This is a genomic window from Umezawaea sp., assembly GCF_036375055.1.
Lineage (GTDB): Bacteria > Actinomycetota > Actinomycetes > Mycobacteriales > Pseudonocardiaceae > Umezawaea.
The window spans coordinates 19,046-45,023 of sequence record NZ_DASUSQ010000102.1 but is presented as its reverse complement, the minus strand read 5'-3'; the positions used below and the strand labels follow the sequence as shown (position 1 = coordinate 45,023).

Annotated in this window: 20 protein-coding genes; 12 read left to right on the top strand and 8 right to left on the bottom strand. The window is 73.9% G+C overall.

The window, feature by feature from the left end:
- Positions 1–29 precede the first annotated feature (29 nt).
- Positions 30–1,166 carry an L-talarate/galactarate dehydratase gene (locus VFZ92_RS26900; RefSeq protein ID WP_330878825.1) on the top strand — a complete coding sequence of 379 codons (1,137 nt, stop codon included), beginning with the start codon at positions 30–32 and terminating at the stop codon, positions 1,164–1,166.
- A gap of 9 nt (positions 1,167–1,175) precedes the next feature.
- Here the strand turns inward: VFZ92_RS26900 and VFZ92_RS26895 are convergent, their stop codons facing one another.
- Positions 1,176–2,255, bottom strand: coding sequence for a serine hydrolase domain-containing protein (locus VFZ92_RS26895; RefSeq protein WP_330878824.1), 1,080 nt, complete (start codon positions 2,253–2,255; stop codon positions 1,176–1,178).
- Positions 2,256–2,296: 41 nt separating this feature from the next.
- Positions 2,297–3,376 (bottom strand): alkene reductase, encoded by a 1,080-nt coding sequence (locus VFZ92_RS26890; protein WP_330878823.1) that lies wholly within the window; start codon positions 3,374–3,376, stop codon positions 2,297–2,299.
- A gap of 157 nt (positions 3,377–3,533) precedes the next feature.
- On the opposite strand from VFZ92_RS26890, the gene VFZ92_RS26885 reads away from it, so the two are divergent.
- Together VFZ92_RS26885 and VFZ92_RS26880 are read left to right on the top strand one after the other, a co-directional pair.
- Entirely contained in the window at positions 3,534–4,088 is a 555-nt protein-coding gene (locus tag VFZ92_RS26885) for a TetR/AcrR family transcriptional regulator (RefSeq protein ID WP_330878822.1), read from the top strand.
- A gap of 25 nt (positions 4,089–4,113) precedes the next feature.
- On the top strand, positions 4,114–5,322 hold the full coding sequence (locus tag VFZ92_RS26880; protein WP_330878821.1) for an MFS transporter: 1,209 nt from the start codon (positions 4,114–4,116) through the stop codon (positions 5,320–5,322).
- A gap of 20 nt (positions 5,323–5,342) precedes the next feature.
- On the opposite strand, the gene VFZ92_RS26875 is transcribed toward VFZ92_RS26880, so the two are convergent.
- Complete coding sequence (locus VFZ92_RS26875; RefSeq protein ID WP_330878820.1) at positions 5,343–6,353, bottom strand: aldo/keto reductase; 1,011 nt, start codon at positions 6,351–6,353, stop codon at positions 5,343–5,345.
- Between the two features lie 88 nt (positions 6,354–6,441).
- Here VFZ92_RS26875 and VFZ92_RS26870 point away from each other — a divergent pair, with 88 nt between their 5' ends.
- The 4 genes from VFZ92_RS26870 (at position 6,442) to VFZ92_RS26855 (ending at position 8,888) form a co-directional block, all read left to right on the top strand.
- A complete protein-coding gene (locus tag VFZ92_RS26870; protein ID WP_330878819.1) occupies positions 6,442–7,383 on the top strand; it encodes an AraC family transcriptional regulator in 942 nt (313 codons plus the stop codon).
- Positions 7,384–7,462: 79 nt separating this feature from the next.
- Complete coding sequence (locus VFZ92_RS26865) at positions 7,463–7,798, top strand: metalloregulator ArsR/SmtB family transcription factor (RefSeq protein ID WP_330878818.1); 336 nt, start codon at positions 7,463–7,465, stop codon at positions 7,796–7,798.
- Positions 7,795–8,262 (top strand): SRPBCC domain-containing protein, encoded by a 468-nt coding sequence (locus VFZ92_RS26860; RefSeq protein ID WP_330878817.1) that lies wholly within the window; start codon positions 7,795–7,797, stop codon positions 8,260–8,262. Before VFZ92_RS26865 ends, VFZ92_RS26860 begins: the two co-directional genes overlap by 4 nt.
- On the top strand, positions 8,259–8,888 hold the full coding sequence (locus tag VFZ92_RS26855) for a dihydrofolate reductase family protein (RefSeq protein ID WP_330878816.1): 630 nt from the start codon (positions 8,259–8,261) through the stop codon (positions 8,886–8,888). The genes VFZ92_RS26860 and VFZ92_RS26855 overlap by 4 nt, the downstream gene beginning before the upstream one ends.
- On the opposite strand, the gene VFZ92_RS26850 is transcribed toward VFZ92_RS26855, so the two are convergent.
- Both VFZ92_RS26850 and VFZ92_RS26845 read right to left on the bottom strand, forming a co-directional pair.
- Positions 8,869–9,555: a class I SAM-dependent methyltransferase gene (locus VFZ92_RS26850; protein ID WP_330878815.1), complete on the bottom strand. Its 687-nt coding sequence runs from the start codon at positions 9,553–9,555 to the stop codon at positions 8,869–8,871. The two genes, VFZ92_RS26855 and VFZ92_RS26850, sit on opposite strands and share 20 nt — an antisense overlap.
- Positions 9,556–9,671: 116 nt before the next feature.
- Entirely contained in the window at positions 9,672–10,793 is a 1,122-nt protein-coding gene (locus tag VFZ92_RS26845) for an NAD(P)/FAD-dependent oxidoreductase (RefSeq protein WP_330878814.1), read from the bottom strand.
- 102 nt (positions 10,794–10,895) lie between these two features.
- Here VFZ92_RS26845 and VFZ92_RS26840 point away from each other — a divergent pair, with 102 nt between their 5' ends.
- Together VFZ92_RS26840 and VFZ92_RS26835 are read left to right on the top strand one after the other, a co-directional pair.
- Positions 10,896–11,576 carry a TetR/AcrR family transcriptional regulator gene (locus VFZ92_RS26840; RefSeq protein WP_330878813.1) on the top strand — a complete coding sequence of 227 codons (681 nt, stop codon included), beginning with the start codon at positions 10,896–10,898 and terminating at the stop codon, positions 11,574–11,576.
- Between the two features lie 330 nt (positions 11,577–11,906).
- Positions 11,907–16,274 (top strand): discoidin domain-containing protein, encoded by a 4,368-nt coding sequence (locus tag VFZ92_RS26835; protein ID WP_330878812.1) that lies wholly within the window; start codon positions 11,907–11,909, stop codon positions 16,272–16,274.
- Here VFZ92_RS26835 and VFZ92_RS26830 read toward each other — a convergent pair.
- Positions 16,219–16,491, bottom strand: coding sequence for a hypothetical protein (locus VFZ92_RS26830; RefSeq protein WP_330878811.1), 273 nt, complete (start codon positions 16,489–16,491; stop codon positions 16,219–16,221). The genes VFZ92_RS26835 and VFZ92_RS26830 overlap by 56 nt on opposite strands.
- A gap of 69 nt (positions 16,492–16,560) precedes the next feature.
- On the opposite strand from VFZ92_RS26830, the gene VFZ92_RS26825 reads away from it, so the two are divergent.
- The gene (locus VFZ92_RS26825) at positions 16,561–19,848 is read left to right on the top strand and encodes a hypothetical protein (protein ID WP_330878810.1); all 3,288 of its coding nucleotides are present in this window, start codon (positions 16,561–16,563) and stop codon (positions 19,846–19,848) included.
- 49 nt (positions 19,849–19,897) lie between these two features.
- Here the strand turns inward: VFZ92_RS26825 and VFZ92_RS26820 are convergent, their stop codons facing one another.
- A complete protein-coding gene (locus VFZ92_RS26820; protein WP_330878809.1) occupies positions 19,898–20,842 on the bottom strand; it encodes a winged helix-turn-helix domain-containing protein in 945 nt (314 codons plus the stop codon).
- A gap of 509 nt (positions 20,843–21,351) precedes the next feature.
- Between VFZ92_RS26820 and VFZ92_RS26815 the strand changes: the two genes are divergently transcribed.
- Entirely contained in the window at positions 21,352–22,914 is a 1,563-nt protein-coding gene (locus VFZ92_RS26815) for a glycoside hydrolase family 76 protein (RefSeq protein WP_330878808.1), read from the top strand.
- Positions 22,915–22,932: 18 nt separating this feature from the next.
- On the top strand, positions 22,933–23,280 hold the full coding sequence (locus VFZ92_RS26810) for a DUF6968 family protein (RefSeq protein ID WP_330878807.1): 348 nt from the start codon (positions 22,933–22,935) through the stop codon (positions 23,278–23,280).
- A gap of 48 nt (positions 23,281–23,328) precedes the next feature.
- On the opposite strand, the gene VFZ92_RS26805 is transcribed toward VFZ92_RS26810, so the two are convergent.
- Positions 23,329–25,950, bottom strand: a complete 2,622-nt coding sequence (locus VFZ92_RS26805; RefSeq protein ID WP_330878806.1) for an AAA family ATPase — start codon at positions 25,948–25,950, stop codon at positions 23,329–23,331.
- Between the last annotated feature and the right edge of the window lie 28 nt (positions 25,951–25,978).

Sequence of the window (25,978 nt, the reverse complement as noted above, 5' to 3'; positions counted from 1 at the left end):
TCCCCCGCCAGACCGGCCACGCTGGACCCATGACCGACGAACCGACGGACCCGGACCGCATCGCCCGAATCCGCCTCTCCTCCCTCTACCTCCCCCTCCCCACCCCCATCAGCGACGCCAAGGTCCTCACCGGCCGCCAGCGCCCCATGACCGAGGTGGCCTTCCTGTTCACCGAGATCACCACGGCGCAGGGGTACGAGGGGATCGGGTTCAGCTACGCGAAGCGGGCGGGTGGGCCAGGGCTCTACGCGCACGCCGGGGAGGTCGCTCCCGTGCTCATCGGGGAGGATCCCAATGACACGGGCAGGTTGTGGACGAAGCTGGTGTGGGCCGGGGCTTCGGTGGGGCGCAGCGGGTTGGCCACCCAGGCGGTCGCGGCGTTCGACGTGGCGCTGTGGGACCTGAAGGCGAAACGGGCCGGGTTGTCGCTCGCCAAGCTGTTGGGCGCGCACCGCGAGTCGGTCCGCTGCTACAACACCTCGGGCGGGTTCCTGCACACCCCGACGGAGCAGGTGCTGGAGAACGCGGACGCCTCGTTGCGGAGGGGCATCGGCGGGATCAAGATCAAGGTGGGCGATCCCTCGCCGAACGCGGACCTGCGGCGGGTGGAGGCGGTTCGGGAGCACCTCGGCGACGGCGTTCCGATCATGGTCGACGCGAACCAGCAGTGGGACCGGCCGACGGCGCGGCGGATGGGGCGGGCGTTGGAGCGCTTCGACCTCACGTGGATCGAGGAACCGCTGGACGCCTACGACTCCGAGGGCCACGCGGCGCTGGCGGCGAGCCTGGACACGCCGATCGCGACCGGTGAGATGCTCGCGAGCGTGGCGGAGCACTGGACGCTCATCCGCGACCGGGCGGTGGACGTGATCCAGCCCGACGCGCCGCGGATCGGTGGCATCACCCAGTTCCTGAAGCTGGCCGCGCTCGCCGAGCACCACCACCTGCAACTGGCGCCGCACTTCGCCATGGAGATCCACCTCCACCTGGCCGCGGCCTACCCGCACGAGCCGTGGGTGGAGCACTTCGACTGGCTGGAGCCGCTGTTCACCGAGCGCCTGCACACCAGCGACGGCCGCATGCGCGTGCCGACCCGGCCCGGCCTCGGCCTGACGCTCACCGAGCAGGCCCGCGCCTGGACGCGGGCCTCGCACGAGGTGACCTGACCGGCGTGGCTACAGCCCGCCGTAGGCGGCCATCACGACGCCCAGACCGCGGTCGTCACCCAGCGGGCCCGACTCGACCATCTGGTTCATCACGTACGACACCACGAGCCGCTGGTCGGGGTCGACCAGGACGATCGACCCGCCCCACCCGCCCCAGGAACAGGTCCGGCCCCGCAGGGCGTAGCCCGTGCCGTACCGGATCGGAGCGCCGAGCACCCGGTCCTCGCCGACGAACTGCTCCTCGAACACCCGCTCGCACCCCGCGGCGGACAGCAGCCGCACGCCGCGGGCCTCGCCGCCGCACGCGAGCACCGACTGCACGGCGGCGACGGACCGGGCGTTGCCGAAACCGCTGGCGGACGGGATGTCGGCCCGCCGCCAGGCCTCGGTGTTCGCGGTCTCCGCCGGGATGGGCGGGTTTCCCGGGCCTCGGGCCTCCAGCTCGGGCGCCCTGGTCGTGGCCGGGATGATCGGGGCGACGCGGTGGTCGTGCTCGGGGGCGAGTCCGATGTGGAAGTCGGCGCCCAGCGGACCGGCCACGTCCTCGGCGAAGAACACACCGAGGGCGCGGCCGGTCACCCGGCGGACCACCTCACCGAGCAGGAACCCCTGCGTCACGGCGTGGTAAGCGCCTACCACCCCCGGCTCCGAGACGAGCGGCTGCTCCGCCAGCAGCGCCGTCGCGGCCGACCAGTCGTAGAGCACGTCGAGCGCCACCGGCTCGGTCCACGCGGGCAGGCCCGAGGTGTGCCCGAGGACGTGCCGCACCAGCACCTTCCCCTTGCCCTCGGCGGCGAACTCGGGCCAGTACTCCGCCACGGGGGCGTCCAGGTCGAGGTCGCCGCGGTCGGCGAGGACCAGCGCGCACAGCGCGGTCATCGTCTTCGTGGTCGACCAGACACCGGTGATCGTGTCGCGCTCCCACGGGCGCGCGCCCTCCTCGTCGGCGCACCCGCCCCAGAGGTCGACCACCGGCTCGCCGTCCAGGTACACCGCGGCGGACGCGCCGCCGCCCTGCTCCAGCGATGCCACCAGCGCGTCGCGCACCGCCCCGAACCGTTCGCCGCAGATGCCCCCGATGTGCGCCATGCGCGGTACCCAACCCGATTTCCCGTGCCCTGCCAACGGATTTAACGCGGGACCTCGTACTGGTAGGTCGGGTAGGTCAGGTACCCCGCGTCGCCGCCCTGGTAGAACGTGGCCTCGTCGACCGGGGCGATCGGGAGCGCGTTGCGGAGCCGCTCGACGAGGTCGGGGTTGGCGATGAACGCGCGGCCGAAGCCGATCAGGTCGGCACCCAGCCCGAGCCAGTGGTCGGCGTCGGCCCGGCTCGTCTGCTTCGGTCCCGTCGGCGGCACCGGGTTGACGATGAGCGTGCCCGGCCACGCGCGGCGCAGGCCGAGCAGCACGTCCTCGTCGGCGGTCGCCTCCAGGTGGACGTAGGCCACCTCCAGGCGGGCCAGTTCCGCCAGCAGGGCCGCGTACAGCTCGGGCACGTCGGCGTCCTGGACGCCCCAGATCGTCGCGGCGGGTGAGAGGCGGATGCCGGTCCTGGCCGCGCCGACGGCGTCGACGGTCGCCGACGCGGCCTCGACGGCGAACCGGATCCGGTTGCGCACCGGGCCGCCGTAGCCGTCCGTGCGCAGGTTGGCGTTCGAGGAGAGGAACTGCGAGATCAGGTAGCCGTTGGCGCCGTGCAGCTCCACGCCGTCGAAGCCCGCGTCGACGGCTCGCCTGGCCGCGTCGCCGTAGGACCGGGCGTGCTCGGGCACCTCGGCGGTGTCCAGGGCGCGCGGCACCGGCGCGGGCTTGGGGCCGGTCGGGGTGAAGACCTCGCCGACGGCGGGCACGGCGGAGGGCCCGACCGGCTGGACGCCGGTGGTGTCCGGGTGCGACACCCGGCCGCCGTGCATGATCTGGGCGAACACCCGGCCGCCGTTGGCGTGCACGGCCTCGGTCACCGGGCGCCACGAGGCGGTCTGCTCGTCGGTGTGCAGGCCCGGCGTGCCGGGGTTGGACTGCCCGACCAGGCTCGGCTGCACGCCCTCGGTCACGATCAGCCCGGCCGTGGCCCGCTGGGCGTAGTACGTCGCCATCGACGGGGTCGCCAGTCCGCCCGCGGCGGCCCGGACCCTGGTCATCGGGGCCATCACCACCCGGTTGGGCAGCGCCAGGTCGCCGAGCCGGTACCTGTCGAAGAGGGAAGTCACGTCGAAGCTCCTTCACGATCCGGATCGCCCGTCCAGGGCGTGCCCCAACGCTAGAAGCTCACATCAGTGTCAGGTGCAAAGAATTGTGCCGCAGGTCACGTGCACGAGAGCGAAACCCGTGGTCACAGCCCTGCCTCTGCTATGTACGCTCGTACACATGGAGGCCTCGACCCGCCGCCCGCGGCGGCACGACCCCGACCGGCGGGACCGCATCATCGACGCCGCGCTCGCGATCATCGCCGAGCGCGGCGTGGCGGGCGTCTCGCACCGGGCGGTCGCGCGGGCGGCGGACGTGCCGCTCGGGTCGACGACCTACCACTTCACGTCGCTGGACGACCTGCTGGCCGAGGCGTTCACCCGGCACGCCGACTCGATCGCGGGCGTCTTCGAGGAGCGCATGGCCGCCGCGCCCGACCGCTCGGCGGCCGTCGAGTCGGTCGCCGAGCACATCTCGGGCGACCTGCTCGACGCGAACCGCGACCTGGTGCTCAGCGTCGAGCTGTACGTGGCGGCGGCCCGCAAACCCGCGCTGCGCGCCGTGACCCAGGCCTGGATGCGCCGCAGCCGCCAAGCGCTGGAGCACCACTTCGACCCCGGCACCGCACGGGAGCTGGACGCCCTGATCGAGGGGCTCGTGCTGCACAGCGCGCTGTCCACCGACCCGATGACCCCGGCGCAGGTCCGCGCCGCGCTCCACCGGTTCCTCCCCTGACCACACCCTGCCCGACGGGATCACCATGACCACCGCACCACCCGCCGCGCCGACGCGCGCCGCCAGGGGCGCCCGCGCCGCCGTGGCAGCCCTGTTCCTCACCAACGGCGCCCTCTTCGCCAACGTGGTGCCCCGCTACCCCGAGATCAAGGCGAGCCTGGACCTCAGCAACACCGTCCTGGGGGCCGCGCTGGCCGGGTTCCCCCTCGGCGCGCTGGTGGCGGGCCTGCTGGCGAGCGCGGCGATCCGCCGGTTCCGGTCGTCGCGGGTGGCCGCGCTCGGGATCGTCCTGCTCGCCGCCACCACCCTGCTGATCCCGCTCGCGCCGAACTGGCTCGGCCTGGGCGCGGTGCTGTTCGTCGTGGGCGCGCTGGACGCCGTGGTCGACGTCGCGCAGAACGCCCACGGCCTGCGCGTGCAGCGCCTCTACGGGCGGTCCATCGTCAACTCCTTCCACGGCGTGTGGAGCATCGGCGCCGTGCTGGGCGGCCTGATGGGCGCGGCGGCCGCCGGTCTCGGCGTGCCGCTCGCGCTGCACCTCGGCTTCTCCGCCGCGCTGTTCGGCGTCGTCGCGCTGGTCGCCTACCGGTTCCTCCTGCCGGGTCACGAGGACGCCGAACGCGCCGAGCCCACCACCGCCGCGGCCCCGACGGCCCGCCGCGCGTTCGCGGGCACGGCCGTGAAGATGCTCGCCGCGCTGGGCGTCCTGGCCGCGTGCGGCGCGCTGGTCGAGGACGCGGGCGCGTCGTGGGGCGCGATCTACCTCAGCGGCGACCTGCGCACCAGCGCCGCCACCGCCGGTCTCGCGTTCGTCGCCCTCCAGGTCGCCATGACGATCGGCAGGCTCACCGGCGACCGGGCCGTGGACCGGTTCGGCCAGCGCGCCGTCGTCCGCGCGGGCGGGGCGTTCGCGGCCGTGGGCATGGGCCTCGCGCTGGCCGTGCCGACCGTCGGCACGGCCCTCGCGGGCTTCGCGCTGGCGGGCCTGGGCGTGGCCACCCTCGTCCCGGCCGCCATGCACACCGCCGACGAACTCCCCGGCCTCCCCAACGGGATGGGCCTCACCGTGGTCAGCTGGCTGCTCCGGGTGGGGTTCCTGCTGTCACCGCCGGTCGTCGGGTTCGTCGCCGACCTCACCAGCCTGCGGGTCGGGCTGCTCAGCGTCGTGTTCGCGGGCGTGGTGACGGTCGTGCTGAGCCGCGTGCTGGTGAACCGGACCGGCGAGACGTCCTAGTGGTGCCCGACGGGCGCCCCTCACGGCTGGGCGACTCGGCGCTCCCCCACCCGTTCGTGCTCCGTCCACAGCCCGTGGGGGTATCCCAGCCGCGGCGCGCTCACCTCGTCGAGCCGGTCGAGCTGGCGCGGTGGGATGTCCAGCTCGCCCGCCGCGAGGTTGGACGTGAGCTGGTCCACGGTCCTCGGTCCGACGACGGGGATCACGCCCTTCGACATCGACCACCTGATCGCCACCGCGTCCGGGGTCGCACCGAGGTCCTGGGCGACGGCCTCGACGGCGTCCAGGACCTTCGCCTTGGCGGGGTCGTCCTCCCGGTGGAGGAACCGGCTGATCGAACTCTGGGCACGACCCGTCTCGCCCCGCCGGTACTTGCCCGTCAGCAGACCGCCGCCGAGCGGCGAGAACCCGAGGACGCCCAAGCCGAAGGCTTCCGCCATCGGCACCAGCTCGCGGTCGGCGTCGCGCTCGACGAGGCTGTACTCGACCTGGATCGCCACGAGGGGCGCCCAGTCCCGCTGCCGCGCCAGGGTGACCCCGGTCGCCACGCGCCACGCGGGGAAGCTGGAGAGACCGGCGTACAGGATCTTGCCCGCGCGCGTCAGGTCGTCGAAGGCCCGCAGCACCTCCTCGATGGGCGTGGACACGTCGGCCACGTGGGCCCAGAGCACGTCAACCCGGTCGGTGCCCAGTCGACGCAGGCTCTGCTCCAGGGACTGGACCATCGCCTTGCGGCTGTTCCCGGTCAGGTGGAGGCCGCTGCTCGCCGACGTCCCCATCGTGTACTTCGTCGCCAGGACCACGTCCTCGCGATCCGAGGAGATGATGTCCGAGAGGTACTCCTCGGCCTCCCCCGACTGGTAGTTGGACGCGGTGTCGATGAAGTTCCCGCCCGCCTGCCGGTAGGTGTCGTACATCGCCCGTGCCTCGGGCGCGGTCGCCCCGTGCCCCCAGCCCGTGCCGAAGTTCCCCGTCCCCAGCGACAGTTCCGATACCCGCAGCCCCGATCGTCCGAGAAATCGGTATCGCATAAGACTTTTCGCTCCTCGCGTCGATCCGGCAGGCGGCTCCCGCCGCCAGGCACCCATCGTTTCGCTCGTCGGACCTATAGTCCATAACGTGGAGTCCGGCGAAGCTTACCGATCGTCCAGCGCTGAAGTCCTCCTCGGTGCGCACGACCCCGTCCGAGACGTCCTGGCGCTGGCGCGGCCCAGGGCCGTCGCGCCCGTTCCGCTCCGCGCGACGGCGCCGTGGGAGGCCCGGTTCTCCCCCTTCCCGCACATCAAGCTCGGCGTGGTGGTGGAGGGCCAGTGCTGGTTGCGCGTCGACGGACGGGCCCCTCTTCTGCTGAGCACGGGCGACTTCTACCTCCTCGGCGACCCACCGCCCTACAGCCTCGGGAGTTCGACCGAGGACACGTCCGCGAAGGGGCCCGAGATCCCTCCGGGCTCCGTCGCGTACACGTGCAGCGTCGACTTCACGTTCCAGGACTCCGACGCGTCGACCCTGTTCTCCTCACTCCCCCCGGCCATGCTCGTGAAAGCGGACGACGACGCCGGAAGGCTGCTCTGGAACATCGCGACCCTGCTCGTCCACGAGATCCGGACGTGCGAGGCGGGCCAGTCCCTCGTCCTCGAACACCTGGCCCAGATCCTGCTGGTGCACATGCTGAGGTCGCACGCCGGTTCGTCGCACGAGCCACTGGGGTGGCTCGCGTCGGTCGCCGACGACGGGATCGGGGCAGCGCTGCGAGCCGTCCACGCCGACCCGCGCCACCGCTGGACGCTCGACGAGCTCTCAGGCATCGCGACGATGTCGAGGTCGGCGTTCGCCGCGCACTTCCGGAACAGGGTGGGCCGTCCCCCGTTGGACTACCTCATCGAGTGGCGGATGCAGCTGGCGCGGGCCGCGCTGCGCACGGAGGACTCCCTCACGGCCATAGCGGAGGCCGTCGGGTACCAGTCCGAAAGTGCTTTCAGCACCGCTTTCCGGCGCGTTGTCGGGATGCCACCACGGGAGTTCCGCGCCTCGCTGCGCGCGCGGCCGAGGGACCGCGCCTGACGCGCGACGCCGTCACCACCAGACCTCGCCGGACACTGAGCCCTTGCGCTCAGCGTTCCGGCACGCAACACTTAGCCTCATGGCACAGTATTCGGCGGAACTGGACGGTGTGTTCACCGCTCTCGCCGACCCGACGCGGCGCGGTGTCATCCGCCGCCTCGGCCGCAGTCCGACGAGCGTGGGCGACCTCGCCCGCGAGTTCCCGATGACCCTCCCCTCCTTCATGAAGCACGTGCGGACGCTGGAGGCGACCGGCCTGATCCGCACGGTCAAGCTCGGCCGCGTGCGCACCTGCGTGCTCAACCGCGACCGCCTCGCCCTGGTCGACGGCTGGCTCGCGGAGCAGCGCCGGATCTGGGAGGACCGCACCGACCGACTGGAAAGCCTCGTCACCGACCCGGAGGAACACCCGTGAACCCCGATCTCGACCTGGTCCTGGAGCGGGTCATCCGCGCTCCCCGTGCGGCCGTGTGGTCCGCGTGGACCGATCCGGCCCGCTTCGCGAGGTGGTGGGTCCCCGCACCGACCGCGTGCCGGGTCGACCGCCTCGACGTCCGGCCCGGCGGCGGGCTCGTGACCCTGATGAGCGACGACGGGGTGGCCTTCGTCCCGCACCTCGACGCGACGTTCCTCGTCGTGGACGACCTGGAGCGGATCGTGTTCACGAACGCGGTCGACAGCGCGTGGCGCCCGGCGAACCCCGCGCCGGTGCCGATGACGGCGGAGGTCACGATGGGCGACCACCCGGACGGCACGGACTACCGGGTCGTCGTCCGGCACGGCGACCCGGCCGCCCGCGCCCGCCACGAGGAACTCGGCTTCCTCGACGGCTGGGGCTCGGTCACCGAGCAGCTCGCCGCGGTGGCGGCGGGCCGGTGAAGGTCGCGCTCACGCAGTTCGTCACCCTCGACGGGGTCAGCCAGGGCCCCGGCTCGCCGAGCGAGGACACGAGCGGCGGCTTCACGCGGGGCGGCTGGCTCGTGCCCCACCTGGACGGGCTCTTCGTCCAACGGGCGTCCGAGTGGCTGGACCTCGCCGACGGCCTGCTGCTCGGGCGGCGGACCTACGAGGCGTTCGCCCGCGACTGGCCGCGGACCACCGACCCGGAGGACCCCTTCAGCGAGCGGATGAACGCGCTGCCGAAGTACGTGGTGACCTCCACCCCCACCGAGGCGACCTGGCGGCCGGTGACCGTGCTCCGCGGCGACCCGGTCACGTCCGTCGGGGCGCTCAAGGCGAGGCCGGGCCGGGAACTCCAGGTCCACGGGAGCGCGCGGCTCGGCAACGCCCTGCTGGCGGCGGGCCTCGTCGACACGCTCCGGCTGGTGGTCGCCCCGGTCGTGACCGGGGAGGGGCGGCGGCTGTTCGACCACCCGAGCGGCCCCGTCGGCCTGCGGCTCGTCGACCACGAGGTGTCGGCGAACGGTCTGCTGCTGCTCCGGTACGAGACCGCGGGCGCCGCTCCGGCCGCGGCCTACGAGGGCGTCACGGCCTTCGTGGGGTAGCGCCGGTCCCCGCCGCGCCACGGCGGCGGGCGAGCAGCGTGGAGTCGTGGACGTCGACCACCACGCCCTCGCGGGTCATCGTCCTCGGCCGCTGCTCGACCACGAGGACCTCGAAGTCGTCCGGCAGGCCGGGCAGCAGGTCCTCCGCGAGGAACATCGCCCCGAGGTGGATCGCCGACACGCTGGTGAAGACGCCGGAGGGCGCGTGGCCGACGACGAGCAGGTGACCGCCGCGGGCGACGGCACCGGCCAGCCTGCGCACCACCTCCACCATCCCGCCGTCCGGCGGGTGCAGGAAGTGGCTGCTGACCAGGTCGTAGGTGCGGGCGCCCGCGGCGAAGCCCCTGGCGTCGACCTGCCACCAGTCGACGCGGTCGGCGACGCCCGCCTGCTGGGCGTGCCGGGCGGCTCGGGCCAGGCCCGCGGCGGAGAAGTCGGCGCCGGTGGCGGTCCAACCCCGCTGGGCCAGCCAGATCACGTCACCGCCCTCGCCGCAGCCGACGTCGAGGGCGGTGCCCGGCGTCAGCCCGGCCACCTCGGCGACGAGCTGCGGGTTGGGGTTCCCGCTGAAGACCTTCTCCTGCCCGGAGTACCGCTCGTCCCAGCCCGCGGGCTCGAACATGGCCGAGGCCTCGTCGTCGGCGAGCCGGTGGTCGTGTGCGCTCATCAGGTGGTTCCTCCGCAGGCGGTCAGGTCCCGGACGTGGTTCCGCCCGTGGGGACGAGCTTCCCGACCACCGTCCACCGCTGACAAACTTCCTTGCCGTTCCGGCAAGGAGAGCACTCAGTGGGCGCCGAACACCTCGGCGAGCGCGTGCGGGGCGCCTGCGCCGAAGAGGAGTTCCCGCGTCGACTCGCCGTCGGCCGCGGCCTCGGTGCCGCGCGGGACCGCGGCGCGCTCGTACTCGTCGAGGGCCGATTCGACGTCGTCGGCGTGGGCGGCGATCAGCCTGCCGAGGTCGGCGCCGTCGAGCATGGCCAGGTTGGCGCCCTCACCGTTGGGGATCGCGAGGTGGGCGGCGTCGCCGATCAGGGTCACCCCCCGCACCCGGTCCCACGAGTGCCCGACCGGCAGGGAGTGGATGGGGCGCAGGACCGGCGCGGTGGCGCTCTCGGTGATCAGCGCGGTGAGTTCCGGCGCCCAGCCGTCGAACTCGCGCGCGATCCGCGCGGCGGCCACCGCGGGATCGGTGAAGTCGACGGCGGCGAACCAGTCCCGCGACTCGGCGAGCGCCAGGTAGGCGTGCAGGGTGTCGCCGCGCTCCCGGTGGGCGAGGATCCCCCTGCCCGGCGCGGTCGCCAGCAGCGACCCGCCGCCGACCGCCTTCGCGGTGGCCGGGTGGCGGGTGTCGGCGTCGGTCAGGTAGGTCTCGACGTAGGACATGCCCGCGTACACGGGCGTGGCGTCGGAGAGCAGCGGCCGGACGCGCGACCACGCCCCGTCCGCGCCGACGAGCAGGCTCGTGACGACGGTGCCGCCGCCGGTGAAGGCCACCTCGTGCTCGCCGCCGCCGAGGGGGCGGACGCCCCCGACCCGGTGGTTCCACCGGACCGTGCCCTCCGGGAGCGAGTCGAGCAGCATCCGGCGCAGCTCGCCGCGCTGCACCTCGGGGTTTCCCCCGGTGCCGTCGTCGGGCTGGTCGACCAGGACGGTCCCGTCGCGGTCGAGGATCCGCATGGCCTGGCGGCCCTCCAGGACGAGACCGCGGAACTCCTCGGTCAAGCCCGCCTCCCGCAGCGCCACCTGACCGTTGTGGTCGCGGATGTCGAGCAGCCCGCCCTGCGTCCGCGCCGTCGGGGACGGCTCGGCCTCGTGGACGACGGCGGGGATCCCGTGGACGTGCAGGACCCTGGCCAGGGTGAGGCCCCCGAGTCCGGCTCCGATGATCGTGACGGGTCGGGTCACGGTGACTCCCCACTACTCTGGAACACTGTTCCAACACAGACTGGAACGTCGTTCCAGAGATGTCAAGCTGGAACGCCGTTCCAGCCGTGCCATGATGTGCGCGTGGTTGCCGCCGGAAAGCGACGGGGAGAGCCGCTCTCCCGCGACCGCATCGTCGAGGCCGCGATCGACCTGCTCGACGCGGAGGGCGAGGGCGGGCTCACGTTCCGCGCGCTGGCCCGCCGGCTGGCGACCGGGCCCGGCGCGATCTACTGGCACGTCACGGACAAGGACGAACTCCTCAGCGCCGCCACCGACGCCGTCGTCGCCACCACCATGACCGCCGACGCCGGGGGCACGACACCGCGGGAGGCCGTCCGGGCCGTCGCGCTCGGCGTGTTCGACGCGATCGACGCCCACCCGTGGGTCGGCTCGCACCTGGCCCGCGACCCGTGGAGGTCGCCGGTGCTGCGGGTGTTCGAGCACCTGGGGCGCCAGGTGCAGGCGCTCGGCGTGCCCGACGCCGCCCTGTTCACCGCCGCGTCCTCGCTGCTGAACTACATCCTCGGCGTGGGCGGGCAGAACGCGGCCAACAGCCGGGGGATCCGGCCGGACACGAACCGGGTCGAGTTCCTCACCACCGTCGCGACGGCGTGGGACACCCTCGACCCCGAGGAGTACGCGTTCACCCGGACCGTCGCGGGCCGGTTGCGCGAGCACGACGACCGGGAGGAGTTCCTCGCGGGCATCGACCTCATCCTCGCCGGGATCACGGCCCGGCTGGGCACCCCGCGCCTGCCGTAGGAGCGGAACCCGGCAGCGCCTCGACCGCGCCCGCCGCTGCGCGGCACCACCACACCCGAACGAGCGACACCACCACACCCGAACGATCGGTCCCGCCTGCCCCACGCTGCGGTAGTCGTCTTCTTACGGCAATCAGTCAAGTTATTGCGTTCAGTTCACGCCATGTTGCATCCTGGTCACCGTTCCGTGAACGAGGAGGCCCACGATGGCGTGACCCTCGGCTGCTCCCCCGACGACTCCTCGCCGCTCGCGCGACGCCCTGTCCGCGCACCCACCGCCACGTCCCCCCGAGTGGCGCCCCCCTGCCGTTTCGACAGAAACGAAAACGCCATGAACCAGTTCAGCAGGCGGCTGACCAGCGGATTGCTCGCGGTCGGCCTCATCGCCCTCGGCATGTCGCCACCGGTCGCGTCAGCGGCGGGTGGTCCCGACCTGGCCGCCGGCAAGACCGTCACGGCCAGCGCGTCGAACGGGAACCAGCCGGCGTCCAACGTCAACGACGGCAACCAGTCCTCGTACTGGGAGGGCCCGAGCAACGCCTTCCCGCAGTGGGTGCAGATCGACCTCGGCGGCAGCGTCGACGTCGACCAGGTGGTCCTGAAGCTGCCCGCGGGCTGGGAGGCGCGCACGCAGACGCTGAGCGTGCAGGGCAGTTCCAACGGCACGGCGTTCAGCGCGCTGTCGGCGTCGGCCGGTCGGGTGTTCGACCCGGCCGCGTCGAACACGGTCACGGTGAACTTCACCGCGGCGAGCGTCCGGTACGTGCGGGTGGACGTCACCGCGAACACCGGCTGGCCCGCGGCCCAGCTCGCGGAGTTCCAGGTGCACGGGGCCAACGGGTCGTCGGCGAACCTGGCGCGGGGCAAGACGATGTCGGCCAGCACCTCCCAGGGCGAGTACCCGGCGGGCAACGGCAACGACGGCAACCAGGACTCCTACTGGGAGAGCGACAACAACGCGTTCCCGCAGTGGATCCAGGTGGACCTCGGCGCGGCGGCGAGCGTCAACCGGGTCGTGCTGAAGCTGCCCGCGAACTGGGGGTCGCGCACGCAGACCCTCGCCGTGCAGGGCAGCGCGAACGGCAGCGCGTTCACCGACCTGGCGGGCTCGGCGCAGCACGCCTTCACGCCCGCCAACGGGAACGCGGTGACGGTCTCCTTCACCGCGACCAGCACCCGGTACGTGCGGGTGGCGATCACGGCCAACACCGGGCAACCGGGCGGGCAGCTCTCGGAGTTCGAGGTCCACGGACCGACGTCCGGTGGTGACTCGGTGGCCCCGACGGCGCCCGGCTCGCTGGCGTTCACCGAGCCGACGAGCGGGCAGGTCCGCCTGACCTGGACCGCGTCCACCGACAACGTCGGCGTCACCGGCTACGAGGTGTACGCCAACGGCCAGGTGCGCGGCACCGTGGCGGGCACCGTCCTGACCTACACCGACACGCAGCCGCTGAGCACGACCGTCGAGTACCACGTGCGGGCGCGCGACGCGGCGGGCAACCAGTCGCCGAACAGCAACCGCGTCACCCGCACCGGCCAGGGCGCGGGCGACACGACCCCGCCGACGGCGCCGGGCACCCTCGCGTTCACCGAGCCCGGCGCGGGCCAGATCCGCCTCACCTGGACGGCGTCGACGGACAACGTCGGCGTGACGGGTTACGACGTGTACGTCAACGGCAGGCCCACGAGCGTGGCGGGCAACGCCCTGACGTTCACCGACACCCAGCCCGCCACCGCGACGGTCGAGTACTTCGTCCGGGCGCGCGACGCCGCGGGCAACCAGTCCGGCGACAGCAACCACGTCACCAGGACCGGCCAGGGCACCGGCGGCGCGAACCTGGCGCGGGGCAGGGCGATCGAGGCGTCCTCCACGGCGTTCTCGTTCGTCGCGGCCAACGCCAACGACGACAGCACCAGCACCTACTGGGAGTCCGCCGGGTTCGAGTCGACCCTGACGGTGAAGCTCGGCTCCAACGCCGACGTCTCCTCGGTCGTGCTGAAGCTCAACCCCGACCAGGCGTGGGGCACGCGCAGCCAGACCCTGGAGGTCCTCGGCCGCGAGCAGTCGGGCACGTCGTTCAGCTCCCTCAAGGCGCTGTCGACGTACGTGTTCAACCCCTCGGCCGCGAACACGGTGACGATCCCGGTCACCGGCCGGGTGGCCGACGTGAGGCTGCGCTTCACCGCCAACACCGGCGCTCCCGGCGCGCAGGTGGCCGAGTTCCAGGTCGTCGGCGTCCCGGCGCCGAACCCGGACCTCGTGGTCACCGGCACGACGTGGACCCCGGCGTCGCCGAACGAGACCAGCGCGATCTCCCTGTCCGCCACGGTGAAGAACACCGGCACGGCGCCCGCCGCCGCGTCCACGGTGGACTTCAGCCTCGCGGGCGCGGTCGTGGGCAGCACGCCGGTCGGCGCTCTCGCCGCGGGCGCCACGGCCACCGTGTCGGTTGCCGTGGGACCTCGTCCGATGGGCGGCTACACCGTCTCCTCGCTGGTCGACCCGGCCAACCGGATCGTCGAGCAGGACGACGCCAACAACCGGTTCACCGCGTCGTCCCCGCTCGTGGTCGCGCAGGCTCCCGGACCGGACCTCCAGGTCACCGGCATCACCACCAACCCGCCGAACCCGGCCGTCGGCGCGGCCGTCTCCTTCACCGTGGCGGTGAACAACCGCGGCACCACGGCGGTCGCCGCGGGCACGGTCACCCGCGTCACGGTCGGCGGGACCACGTTGAACGCCAACGCGGGCGCCGTCGCGGCCGGGGCGACGGTGAACGTCGCCACCAGCGGCACGTGGACCGCCACCAACGGCGGGGCGACGATCACCGCCACGGCCGACGCGACGAACACCGTCGCGGAGACCAGCGAGACCAACAACACCTTCACGCAGTCCATCGTGGTCGGACGTGGGGCGGCGGTCCCCTACACCGAGTACGAGGCGGAAGCAGGGCGCTACCAGGGCACGCTGCTCACGGCGGACCCGCTGCGGACGTTCGGGCACACCAACTTCGCCACGGAGTCGTCCGGGCGGCAGTCGGTGCGGCTCACCGGCACCGGCCAGTTCGTCGAGATCACCTCGACCAACCAGGCCAACTCGATCGTCGTGCGCAACTCCATCCCGGACGCGCCCGGCGGTGGCGGCATCGACGCCACGATCAGCCTGTACGTCAACGACGTGTTCGCTCGGAAGCTGACGCTGTCGTCGAAGCACAGCTGGCTCTACGGCAACGTGGACGGTCCCGAGGCGCTGACCAACACCCCGCAGGCCGACGCGCGCAGGCTGTTCGACGAGTCGCACGCGCTGCTGCCCACGAGCTACCCGCCCGGCACGAGGTTCAAGCTGCAACGCGACTCCGGTGACACGGCGTCGTTCTACATCCTCGACCTGATCGACCTGGAGCAGGTCGCACCCGCGGCGAGCCAGCCGACCGGGTGCACGTCGATCACGTCCTACGGCGCGGTCGCGAACGACGGCGTGGACGACACGGACGCGATCCAGCGGGCCGTGACGGACGACCAGAACGGCGTGATCGGCTGCGTGTGGATCCCGGCCGGGCAGTGGCGGCAGGAGAAGAAGATCCTCACCGACGACCCGCTGAACCGCGGCCAGTTCAACCAGGTGGGCATCAGCGACGTCACGATCCGCGGTGCGGGCATGTGGCACTCGCACCTGTACACGCTGACCGAGCCGCAGAACGCGGTCGGGAGCATCAACCACCCGCACGAGGGCAACTTCGGGTTCGACATCGACAAGAACACGCAGATCTCCGACATCGCCATCTTCGGCTCCGGCCGGATCCGCGGCGGTGACGGCAACGCCGAGGGCGGCGTCGGCCTCAACGGCCGGTTCGGCACCGGCACGAAGATCAGCAACGTGTGGATCGAGCACGCGAACGTCGGCGTCTGGGTCGGCCGCGACTACGACAACATCCCCGACCTGTGGGGACCGGCGGACGGCCTGGAGTTCAGCGGGATGCGCATCCGCGACACCTACGCTGACGGCATCAACTTCTCCAACGGCACCAGGAACTCGAAGGTGTTCAACTCGTCGTTCCGCACCACGGGTGACGACGCGCTGGCGGTGTGGGCCAACAAGTACGTGAAGGACCAGAACACCGACGTCGGCCACGACAACCACTTCGTCAACAACACGATCCAGCTGCCGTGGCGCGCCACCGGTATCGCGGTCTACGGCGGGTACGGCAACTCGATCGAGAACAACCTGGTGTTCGACACGATGAACTACCCCGGCATCATGCTGGCGACCGACCACGACCCGCTGCCGTTCTCGGGCACGACGGTGATCGCCAACAACGCCCTGCACCGCTGCGGCGGCGTGTTCTGGGGCGAGGACCAGGAGTTCGGCGCGCTGACGCTGTTCGCGGCGAACAAGGACATCACCGGTGTGACCATCCGGGACACCGACATCGTCGACTCGACCTACGACGGCATCCAGTTCAAGACCGGCGGCGGAACCATGCCGGGTGTCGTGATCAGCAACGTGAAGATCGACAGGTCGAACAACGGCTCGGGCGTCCTCGCGATGAGCGGGGCCCGCGGCAGCGCCACGCTGACGAACGTGACCATCACCAACTCGGCCCAGGGCGACGTCCTGGTCGAGCCGGGCTCGGGTTTCACGATCACCGGCGGTTCGACGGCCGCCGCCCGGCCCGCGAGGGCGGGTGGTCCCCGGTAGGTGAGGCGCCGGGCGTCCGCGCGGACGCCCGGCGCTCGGGGTCGGGCTCCAGCTCGACCAGCTCACGCGCGGTGGTCTCGACCTCGGGGTCCGGCACGTCGTGCGCCAGGGGCACGGGGCCGGTGGTCGCGTCCACGAAGGACTCGCAGGCCGCGTTCCACCGCCCCCGGTCGGTGCCCCGGGGGCAGGCGAGCCCCACCGGTGGCGCGGTCGCCATCGGCGAGCCGTACCGCCGCGCCGGTAAACGACTGGCGACCGGCCCCTCCGGACACGAGAATCACCGCCCGTGACCACTTCCGCACGACGACTGCTGCGCACGCTCGACCGGCTGCCCTTCGGCGCCCGGCAGAAGCTCCTGTCCGAGACGGCGAGGCGGCTGGCGGGCACGGCCGAGCTGGACGCGCTGCTGCGCGACCTCGGCTCCGACGGGTCCGCCGAGCGGACGGCGTTGCGGATGGCGTACGTGGCCGGGCACCGCGAGCACGTGCGGCGCGGCCTGGCCGCGCGGGAGACGGCCGTGGTGGGGCACGCGCTGGGCGCGGCGATCCGGCTCGGGCTGCCGGCCGAGGTGTTCCTGGAGCGGCTGCCGCACCTGCCGACGGCGCTGCGCCGCACCCTCTACACCGGTGTGCGGCGGCGCGGGGCGACCGGGCTGGCGGACGCGCTGCTGCCCGCCGTGCGGGAGTCGTTCGGCGACCGGGAGGCCGCCGCGCTGGTGGCGGCCTGCTCGCCGCCGGTGGTCGCCGCCGAGCTGCCCGGCCTCGCGCACGCCGTGGCGAACTGGACCACGATCGGCCGCAACCACCCCGACGAGTTCCTGGACCTGGTCGACGCCGAGCTGGCGGCGATGTCGCCCGCGTGGTGGCCGAGGGTGTGGGACCGGCTGGGCGCGGGGGTGGCCGCCGCGGTCCAGCCGAGGCCGGGTCGGGTGCTGGACCTGGTCGAGCGGACGCTGCCGCACGCCCCGCTGTCCTGGGCGCTGGTCAACCGCATGGGCGTGCTGGCCCGCCACTCCCCCGACCGCGTGGTGCGGGTGCTGCTGGACCCGCGGCGCACGGGCGGCACCCCGGACCGGCGGTCGCTGTGGCGCGCGCTGGCCGGGGTCGACCAGGCCGACCTCGTCGGTCTGGCGCGGCTGCTCGACGGCGCCGCGCTGGTGCGGTTCCTGCACGCCCTGCCGCCGTCGCGCCGGGCCGCCGTCTTCGCGGACGCCGTCGGCGGCCGGGCGGACGTGCCGCTGGACGCCCTCGACGAGCTGCCCGCCGCCGCCCGCGACACCGAGGCGCGCAGGCTGCTGGCGCTGCGCGCCACCGCCGACGACCCGTCGCGGCGGCTCGCGGTGACCGCGCGGACCGCTTGGGCCGACGCGGCGCCGGTGCTGCGCGAGGCCACGAAGCGGGCCACGGCGGACGAGCGCCGCGAGGCGTACCCGCTCTACATCGCGGCGGGCGCGGCGAGCCGCGACCCGGAGGCGTTCGCGGCGGTGCTCGCGTCCCTCACCAGGCTGCCCAACGAGCAGGACCCGGTGCGGGCGGCGGCGCTCGGCGCGCTCGCGGCCGTGCCCGCGTGGCTGTTCCGGCCCGCCGAGGCCGACCTGCTGGTGAAGCTGATGGTCGACGCCGCGCAGGCGCGGGACTGCTCGTGGGCCACCCAGCACGCGGTGAGCGCGCTGGCGACCACCCTGGTCCGCGAGGGCGCGGTGTCGCGCCGCCCAGCGCTGGTCGACGCGGGGCTGGCCGGGCTGGAGAGCATGGGCAGGCACCTGTCGTGGCTCACCCTGCACGAGCTGGACCACGCCCTGCCGCGCGGCGCGGAGCACCAGGTGTTCGACGCGCTGCGCGAGCGGCTCGCGGTGGACGCGGCGCGCGGCCGGTACTCGGTGCTGCTGGCGCTGGCGTCCGGGCTCGGGCGCCGGGCGTGGGGCATGGCGCCGCTGGAGGACCTGCTGGACCAGGCCCGGTCGGCGAAGGACGACTCCGTGGTGCGCCAGGCGGTCGACCTGTGGCTCCGGCCGCCCGCGACCCGTGACGAGCGGGTGGAACGGGTGTTCCGCGGCGACCGGTCGACCATCACGCTGCCGTCGGTGCGCGACGCCATCGGGTTCCGGCGCACCGACCTGCTCGACGACGTGATCGGCAAGCCGCTGCACGGCAGGTTCCTCAAGCGGGGCGTGCGGTACGTGCCGTCGTTCCACGGCTGCTTCGCCCGGTGGCTGCCGCGCCACACCGCGGCGTACGCGGCCGAGCTGACCGCGCTCGCCTCGACCGGGCGCGCGACCGTCCACGAGCGGGCGGGTGCGGTGCGCTCGCTCGGGCGGGTGCCGGGCACCGCGGCCGTGCTGCGCCGGTTCGTCGCCGACCGCGAGGTCCAGGTGGCCGAGGCGGCGCTGTCCGCGCTGGCGTGGACCGACGAGCCCGGTGCCGTGCTGCCCGACCTGCTCGCCCACGTCGACACCGACCGGGCGCGGGTGGCCGTGCACGCGGTGAGCAGGTGCGCCCGGTTCGTCGCGCCCGACCGGCTCGGCGAGCACCTCGGGCGGCTGCTGGGCAGCCCCAAGGTCACCGCGCGCAAGGAGGCGGTCCGGCTCCTGGCCGAGCACCACGTGCCGGGGGCCGCCGCGCTGTTCACCGCCGCGTGGGACGGCCCGAACGCCCACCGGGACGTGCGGCGGGCGCTGGTGTGGGCGACCGAGTGGTTCCTGGACGACGAGGCGGCGTGGACCCTGCTGGCCGAGGCGGCGGCCTCGGAACCGGCGGTCGCGGTGACGGTCCTCGACCGGTCGCCGTTCACCGTGGCCCCGCGCCACCGAGCCCGCTACGCGGCGCTGGTCCGGGCGGTCGTGCAGGTGCCGGGCCAGGAGCCCGCCGTGCTCCGGCACGCGACGCTGCCGCTGTGGGCCACGTGGGACGCGGACTTCACGCCGCTGCTGGTGGCCATGGCCTCCGACGTCGACAACACCGCGACCTGGTCGTCCGCGCTGACGGCGCTGCTCGACGTGTCCGGTGTCGCGGGCGACGTCGAGCCGCTGCGGGCGGTCGTGGCGCGGCTGCTGGCGGCGGGCGACCGGTTCGACGCGGACGCCGACCGCGACCTGCCCGCCCGGCAGCGGATCGGCGTGCTGACCCGGCTGGTGGTGGACCGCAGGCGGTCGGCCGTGCTGCGGGACGCGGCGACGGCGCTGTCGCGGGACCTGGCGGGCACACCGGAGCACCGGGGGTCGGCCGTGGCGCTCGCCGTGGCGGCGGTGCCGTGGGACGACGACCCGCTGCCGGGGCTGCGCGAGGTCGCCGGGCTCGCCGACCGGCCGGTGCTCGCCGAGCGGGCGCGGGTCGAGCTGTCCGGGCAGGTGGACGCCGCGGTGCGCCGCCTGCCGCGCGCCCGCGTCCGGGAGGTCGCCGAGGCGTTGGCGGTCGGGGGGCCTGCGGCGGCCGGGCTCGCGCTGGCGATCACGTCGGTCGCCGGGCCCGACACCGGCTGGCCGGAGCACTGGCGGGCGCTGCTGCGCGCGCTGCGCCGCCACGAGGACCCGGACGTGCGCCTGGCCGCGCTGGACACGGTCACGGCGGCTGAGTGACCCGCCACCCCGGTGGCCGTCCACCGCGGATGGCCACCGGGGTGGCCGCTCAGGCCGTGCTCACCAGCAGGTGCCCCTTCGACGTCAGCACGTGCCGCACCGTGTTCCCCCGACGCGTGCTGGCGACCAGACCCGCGTTGCGCAGCACCGTCGTGTGCTCACTCGCACTGGCGCCCGACAGGTCCAGGAGCCGACCGATCTCACCGGTCGACCGGGACGTCGTGAGCACCTGCATCACCCGCGCCCGCGTCCGCCCCACCAACGCCACCAGACCGGGCGACGGCTCACGACGGGTGACGAGGGTCGGGTAGACCAGCACCGGGTCCAGTTCCGGGTCCGCCAGCGTCACCGGCGTGCGGCGGCAGAAGTGCGACGGCACCAGGAGCAGGCCTCGTCCCCGCAGGTACAGGTCCTGGTCGCACGGGTAGGGCGCCTGGAGCACAGGTGCCCGCCACTGCACGCCGGGTGCCAGGCCGTCCAGCGCGTCGTCCGCCTCGTGCCGCGGCACGGCCCTGGCGTCCGCGACGACCGGGGGCCCGAGGTCCGCGAGGTGCGGTCCGACCACGAGGTCGTGGTACCGGCGCAGGGCCGCGACCACGGCCGCGAGCTGCCGGGACCCGCCCTCGGCCAGGTCCCGCACCCACACCGGCAGCCGGACGCCTTCCGCCAGCGCGGTCAGGTCGCCCCGCACGCGGCGCCTCGGTGTGCGCAGCACCGCGTCCAGGCCCTGCTCCAGGGTCGAGCAGCCGGTCGGCGTCAGGAAGTCCGGTGTGTAGCCGTGCGGCGGCACGAGCGCGAGCAGCTTCGTGATCACGACCATCTGGCCGGACGACCGCACGGCCCGGCGGGCGCGGCGCTGCCACCCCACCAGGTCCGGATCGGGTCCGCGGTGCTGCCACTGGTGCAGGCTCAGCACCGCTTCCCAGAGCGGGTCGGGCGCCCCGGCCAGCCTGACCCTGCCCAGGTCGTCGGCGGAGAAGTGGATTCGGAGCACGGTTCCCCCCGGAGGCGTGATCGTGCCCGCGCCGCGCTCGACGAGGGCGCGCGACGAGTACACAGGACGGGGCCCGGAAAAACTCCTCACCACGCCGGGGCGTTCCGGGAAACCTCCTCACCACGCTCGTTCGGCCTAGCCCGAAAGTGCGTGAGGGGACCGCCCCGGCTGATTACCGTGAAGGGCGCATCGGGCCGCGGGCGCGGTCCGCGCGGTGTCGGACGTCATCGCGGCGCTCAAGGGGGGTGATGTCGCCCGCGTGCCCACCGACCGGGTGCGCAGGCGACGTCCCGAGCAGCGGCGTCACCCTGCACGGCACGCACCGGGCGGCGCGGCGCGGCACGAGCCGCCGGGTGGCCGTCCACAGTGGACCGCCACCCGGCGCACCGCTCGTGCGCTGTCCTGAACAGGACATTTCCTTGACGCTTAACGCAAACGAGCCCTAGCCTCAAGATGAGAGCGCTCTCACTTTTTCCCACGGCCACCCACCCCCTGCTCCGGGAGGTCCTGTGCTGAAAGCTGCCGTTCTCACCTCGCTCGTCCTGTCCCTCGTGGTCGTCGTGCCGCCCGAACGGACCACCGCCGCGCCCGCCGACTGCGGCGCCTACTGCGACACCCGCGACCCCGCGCTGCCGTCGAGCGCCCAGCGGTCGGCCACCCGTCCCGACGCCCCCACCCGGCCGACCGGCGGCCCGCCGTCGACCTCACCCGCGGCCCCCGCGGCCTCGGCCGTCGTCTGCAACAGGTTCTGCGACGCCCGCGACCCCGCGCTCGCGCCCACCGACCGGCTGACGCAGACCCTCACCGTCGGCACGCGGCAGATCTCCCTGCACTTCAACGACACCGACGCGATGGGCTGGGCGCGGATCACCCCCGCCGTCCAGGGTGACGCGCTGTGGCTGGACCGGTCGTTCGACGCGGGCGTCAGCTGGGGCTCGGGCTCGCGGCTCGGCGACACGCGCGTCCCCGCCGGGGTCGGCGACTGGCGCACGACGATGTTCAACGTCGACGACTGGGCCAACCTCGGCGTGGGCCTGCTGCGCGCCTGCACCCAGCCGTCGGGGTCGACCGCCGTCGCGTGCACGAGCTGGTACCGGACGACGTGGAACGCGGGCAACCGCCGCACGGCCGCCGCGACCGCGCTGATGGAGCGCTACAACCTCGCCAACGGCCTGTTCGACACGACCGGCTGGTGGAACTCGGCGAACGCCCTCACGGCGATCATCGACAACGCCCGGCTGACCGGGATGGGCAGCTACCGCTACGCCATCGCGCGCACCTACGACCTGAACATCACCGCGTGGGACGGGAACTTCATCAACGCCTACCAGGACGACATCGCGTGGTGGGGCCTGGCGTGGGTCGCCGCCTACGACCTGACCGGCGAGAGCCGCTACCTCAGCACCGCGCGCGTCGGCGCCGACCACATGGCCAAGTTCTGGGACTCGGTGTGCGGCGGCGGGGTGTGGTGGAGCTCCAGCAAGACCTACAAGAACGCCATCGCCAACTCGCTCTACGTCCAGCTCAACGCCGCGCTGCACAACCGGATCCCCGGCGACACCGCGTACCTGTCCCGCGCCAGGGCCGGGTGGACGTGGTTCCAGAACAGCGGGATGATCAACAGCGCCAACCTGGTCAACGACGGCCTCACCCTCGGCACGTGCGCCAACAACGGGCAGACGCCGTGGAGCTACAACCAGGGCGTGCCGCTGGCCGCTCTGGTCGAGCTGCACCGCGCCACCGGGGACGCGAGCCTGCTCACCAGGGCCCGCGCGCTCGCGAACGCGTCCACCACCAACGCCGCGCTCAACCCCGGCGGCATCCTGTTCGACAACGGCGGCGGCGGGGACGTCCCGTCGTTCAAGGGCGTCTACGCGCGCGGGCTGGCGGCGTTGAACCGGGTGCTGGCCGACCGGCCGTACACCGCGTACCTGCAACGGCAGGCCGACTCGGCGTACGCGCGGGACCGGTCCAGCAGCGACTCCTACGACCAGCCCTGGGCGGGCCCGTTCCAGCGCAGCGACGCCGCACGGCAGCACAGCGCCGTCGACCTGATGAACGCGGCCGGGTAGCGCGGGTACGGTGGTTCGATGACGATCTACGAACTCGGTGCGGTCATCGCCGAGCGCGACCTGGAGAGCACCGCCGAGAACGGCGCGCGCGGCACCGTGACGATCAGGGTGGGCACGCCGCACCCCGATCCGCTGAGCAGCAACGGTGACTGGTGCTGCCCGCACCAGATCCTCGGTCTCGGCGACGACGCGGTCGGGGCGTCCTTCGGCGTCGACTCCCTCCAGGCGCTGCTGCTGAGCGTCTTCGGCCTGCGGGTGGAGCTGGCCGCGCGGGCGGAACGGGCGGGGGTGTCGCTGGACTGGTTCGGGATGACCGAGTTCGGTCTGACGGTCGCCCCGGACGTCGCCGGGCTCACCAGGTCCTGATCAGGACGGCCGCCGCGGCCCCGACCGGGTCGCGGCGGCCGGACCGCGTCAGCCGTGGACCGGTCGCGGTCGGTCCCGGTGCGACACCGCCGCGCCGTCCACGATGTCCCGGAGCTGGGACCTGGCGGTGATGCCCAGCTTCGGGAAGCTCCGGTACAGGTGCGAGCCGACGGTGCGCGGCGACAGGAACAGGCGTTCGCCGATCTCCCTGTTGGTCAGCCCGCGCGCCGCGAGCCGGATGATCTGCTGCTGCTGGGGCGTGAGGGACGTGAGCGCGTCCGGCGCGGCGGGCGCGGAGTCGACGCCCGCGGCCCGCAGCTCCCCCTGGGCGCGGTCGAGCCACGGGCGGGCGCCCAGGCGGCGGAACACCTCGTTGGCGGCGGTCAGCACCGGACGGGCCTCGGCGATCCGACGGCGGCGGCGCAGCCACTCGCCGTGGTCGAGGAGCACCTGGGCGCGCTCGAACGGCCACTGCTCCCCCAGCGGATCGGCCAGCGCCGTCCGGAAGCGGTCCTCGGCGGCGTCGGGTTCCAGCAGCGCCCGGCCGCGGTGCAGCAGGAGGCGCGTCCGCGCGGACGCGTCGTCCGCCACGCCCTTCTCCGCCCGGTCGAGGATCTCGGCGGCCTCGGCCTCGTGCCCGGTGCGGACCGCCGCCGCGGCGAGTTCGGCCAGCGCGACGTGGGAGAAGTGGTGGTGGACGGGATCGCCGTCGGCGGTGAAGAGCTGCCGGAACCGCTCGTACGCCGTGACGTGGTCGCCGTCGGCGACCGCCGCCATGCCGAGCACCCACCGGGCCCGTGCGCCGACCGCCCTGCTCGTGGCCGGGTCGATCGTGGCCAGCGCGCGGTCCGCCAGGTCGCGTGCCGTGGCGGTGTCCCCGGAGAGCACGACGGCGGAGGCTTCGAGGACCAGGTGCGCCGCGGTGAGGTGCGGGAGGTCGGCACCGGCCGACAACGCTGCCGCGCTCGCGGCCGCCAGCCGCGCCTGGGCCCAGTCGCCGTGGTCGAGGTAGGCCCAGCCCGCGGAGCAGCCCAGCCCGGTCGGCAGCCGACCCGCGGCACGGCAGCGGTGCAGCGCGTCGTCGTAGATCCGCACGGCGAGCGCGGTCTCGTCGAGCAGCCACGCCATCGCGCCGAGCGAGGTGAGCACGGCCGGGTCGTCGCCCGCGCGGGCGACCAGGTCGGGGATGCGCGCGGCCAGCTCGGCCCGGTTCTCGCGGGGGTCGACGACCGCCGCCGTCCACGGGTCGCCGCCGGACCGACCGCGCACCAGGTCGCGGTCGTGCTCGGCACCGGAGTAGAAGCTGGTCACGGCCGCCGCCGCGAGTGCCTGCACGGTCAGCGACGGCTGGTCGGCCGCGCGCATCAGCAGCTCCATCGCCCTGGCGTGGCGGGAGGTCAGCGTGAGGACCTGGCCGACCCTCAGCTCGGCCGTGGCGACCAGGAAGGGGTCGTCGGTGAGGTGGGTCGCCGCCGTCGCGAGCTGCTCGACCCACCGCGCCTGGCCGGTGCCGACGGCGGCGCCCGCGGCGAGCACCAGCCGCCGGGCCCGGTCGTCGGGGTCGGGGCTCAGCTCGGCCGCCCGTTCGAGCGCGCCCGCGGCGGCGGCGTGACCGCCCCGGCACCGGGCGCGGCTCGCGGTCGCCTCCAGCTCGGCGGCCACGGCCTCGTCGGGTCCGGTGGCGGCGGCGGCCAGGTGCCAGGCCCGCCGGTCCGGTTCGGCGGCGAGCAGGGCGGCGAGCGCGCGGTGGGCCTCCGACCGCGCCGCGAGCGGTGCCGAGTGGTAGATCGCCGACCGCAGGAGCGGGTGCCGGAAGCGGACCCGGCCGCCGCCCAGCCGCACCAGCCCCGCCGCCTCGGCCGGTGCCAGCTCGGTGGCGAGGGTGTGCGCGACGAGGTCGGCCGTGTCCGCCGCGACCAGCAGCAACGCGCTCCGCGTCGCCTCGGGCAGCCGGTCGAGGTCGGCGGTGTAGATCCGTTCGAGCCGCTCGGTCAGCGGCAGGATGTCGTCGTCGGCGCACCCGGCCCTGGCGAGTTCGACGAGCGCGAGCGGGTTGCCCGCGGCCTGCGCCAGCACCCGTGGGCGGAGCGCGCCGGTCGGCGGCGACGGCTGGGCGTCGAGCAGGGCCGCCGCCGCGAGCGGGTCGAGCGGACCGAGCGCCAGGAGCGGGAAGCCGGGGAACTCGGCCTCGTCCCGCGCGCCGACGAGCACGGCCAGCGGCTCGTCGCCGATGCGCCGGGCGACGAACGCCAGCACGTCGCGCGACCCCTCGTCGACCCACCGCACGTCGTCCACCACGACGAGCACCGGGACGCGGTCGCTCAGCTCCGACAGCAGCGCGAGGACGGCGACACCGATGATCAGCCGGTCCGGCGGGCCGGCGTCCCCGCCGAGGCCGATCGCGCCGAGCAGCGCCGACCGCTGGCGCTCGGGCAGCTCGTCGGCCTCGCGGAGCACCGGGCGCAGGAGCTGGTGCAGCCCGGAGAACGGCAGGGTCGCCTCGCCGCGCGCCCCGGTCAGCCGCAGCACCGCGCGGTCGGCCGACGCGGCGTCCGCGGCGGCGTCGAGCAGCGTGCTCACGCCCGTCCCCGGCTCACCCGCGACGACCAGGACCCCGCTGGTCAACCCCGTGACGGAGGCGATCTCGGCCTCCCGGCCCGCTGTCCTCACCGGGTCGACTGTATCGGCGACCGCAGTC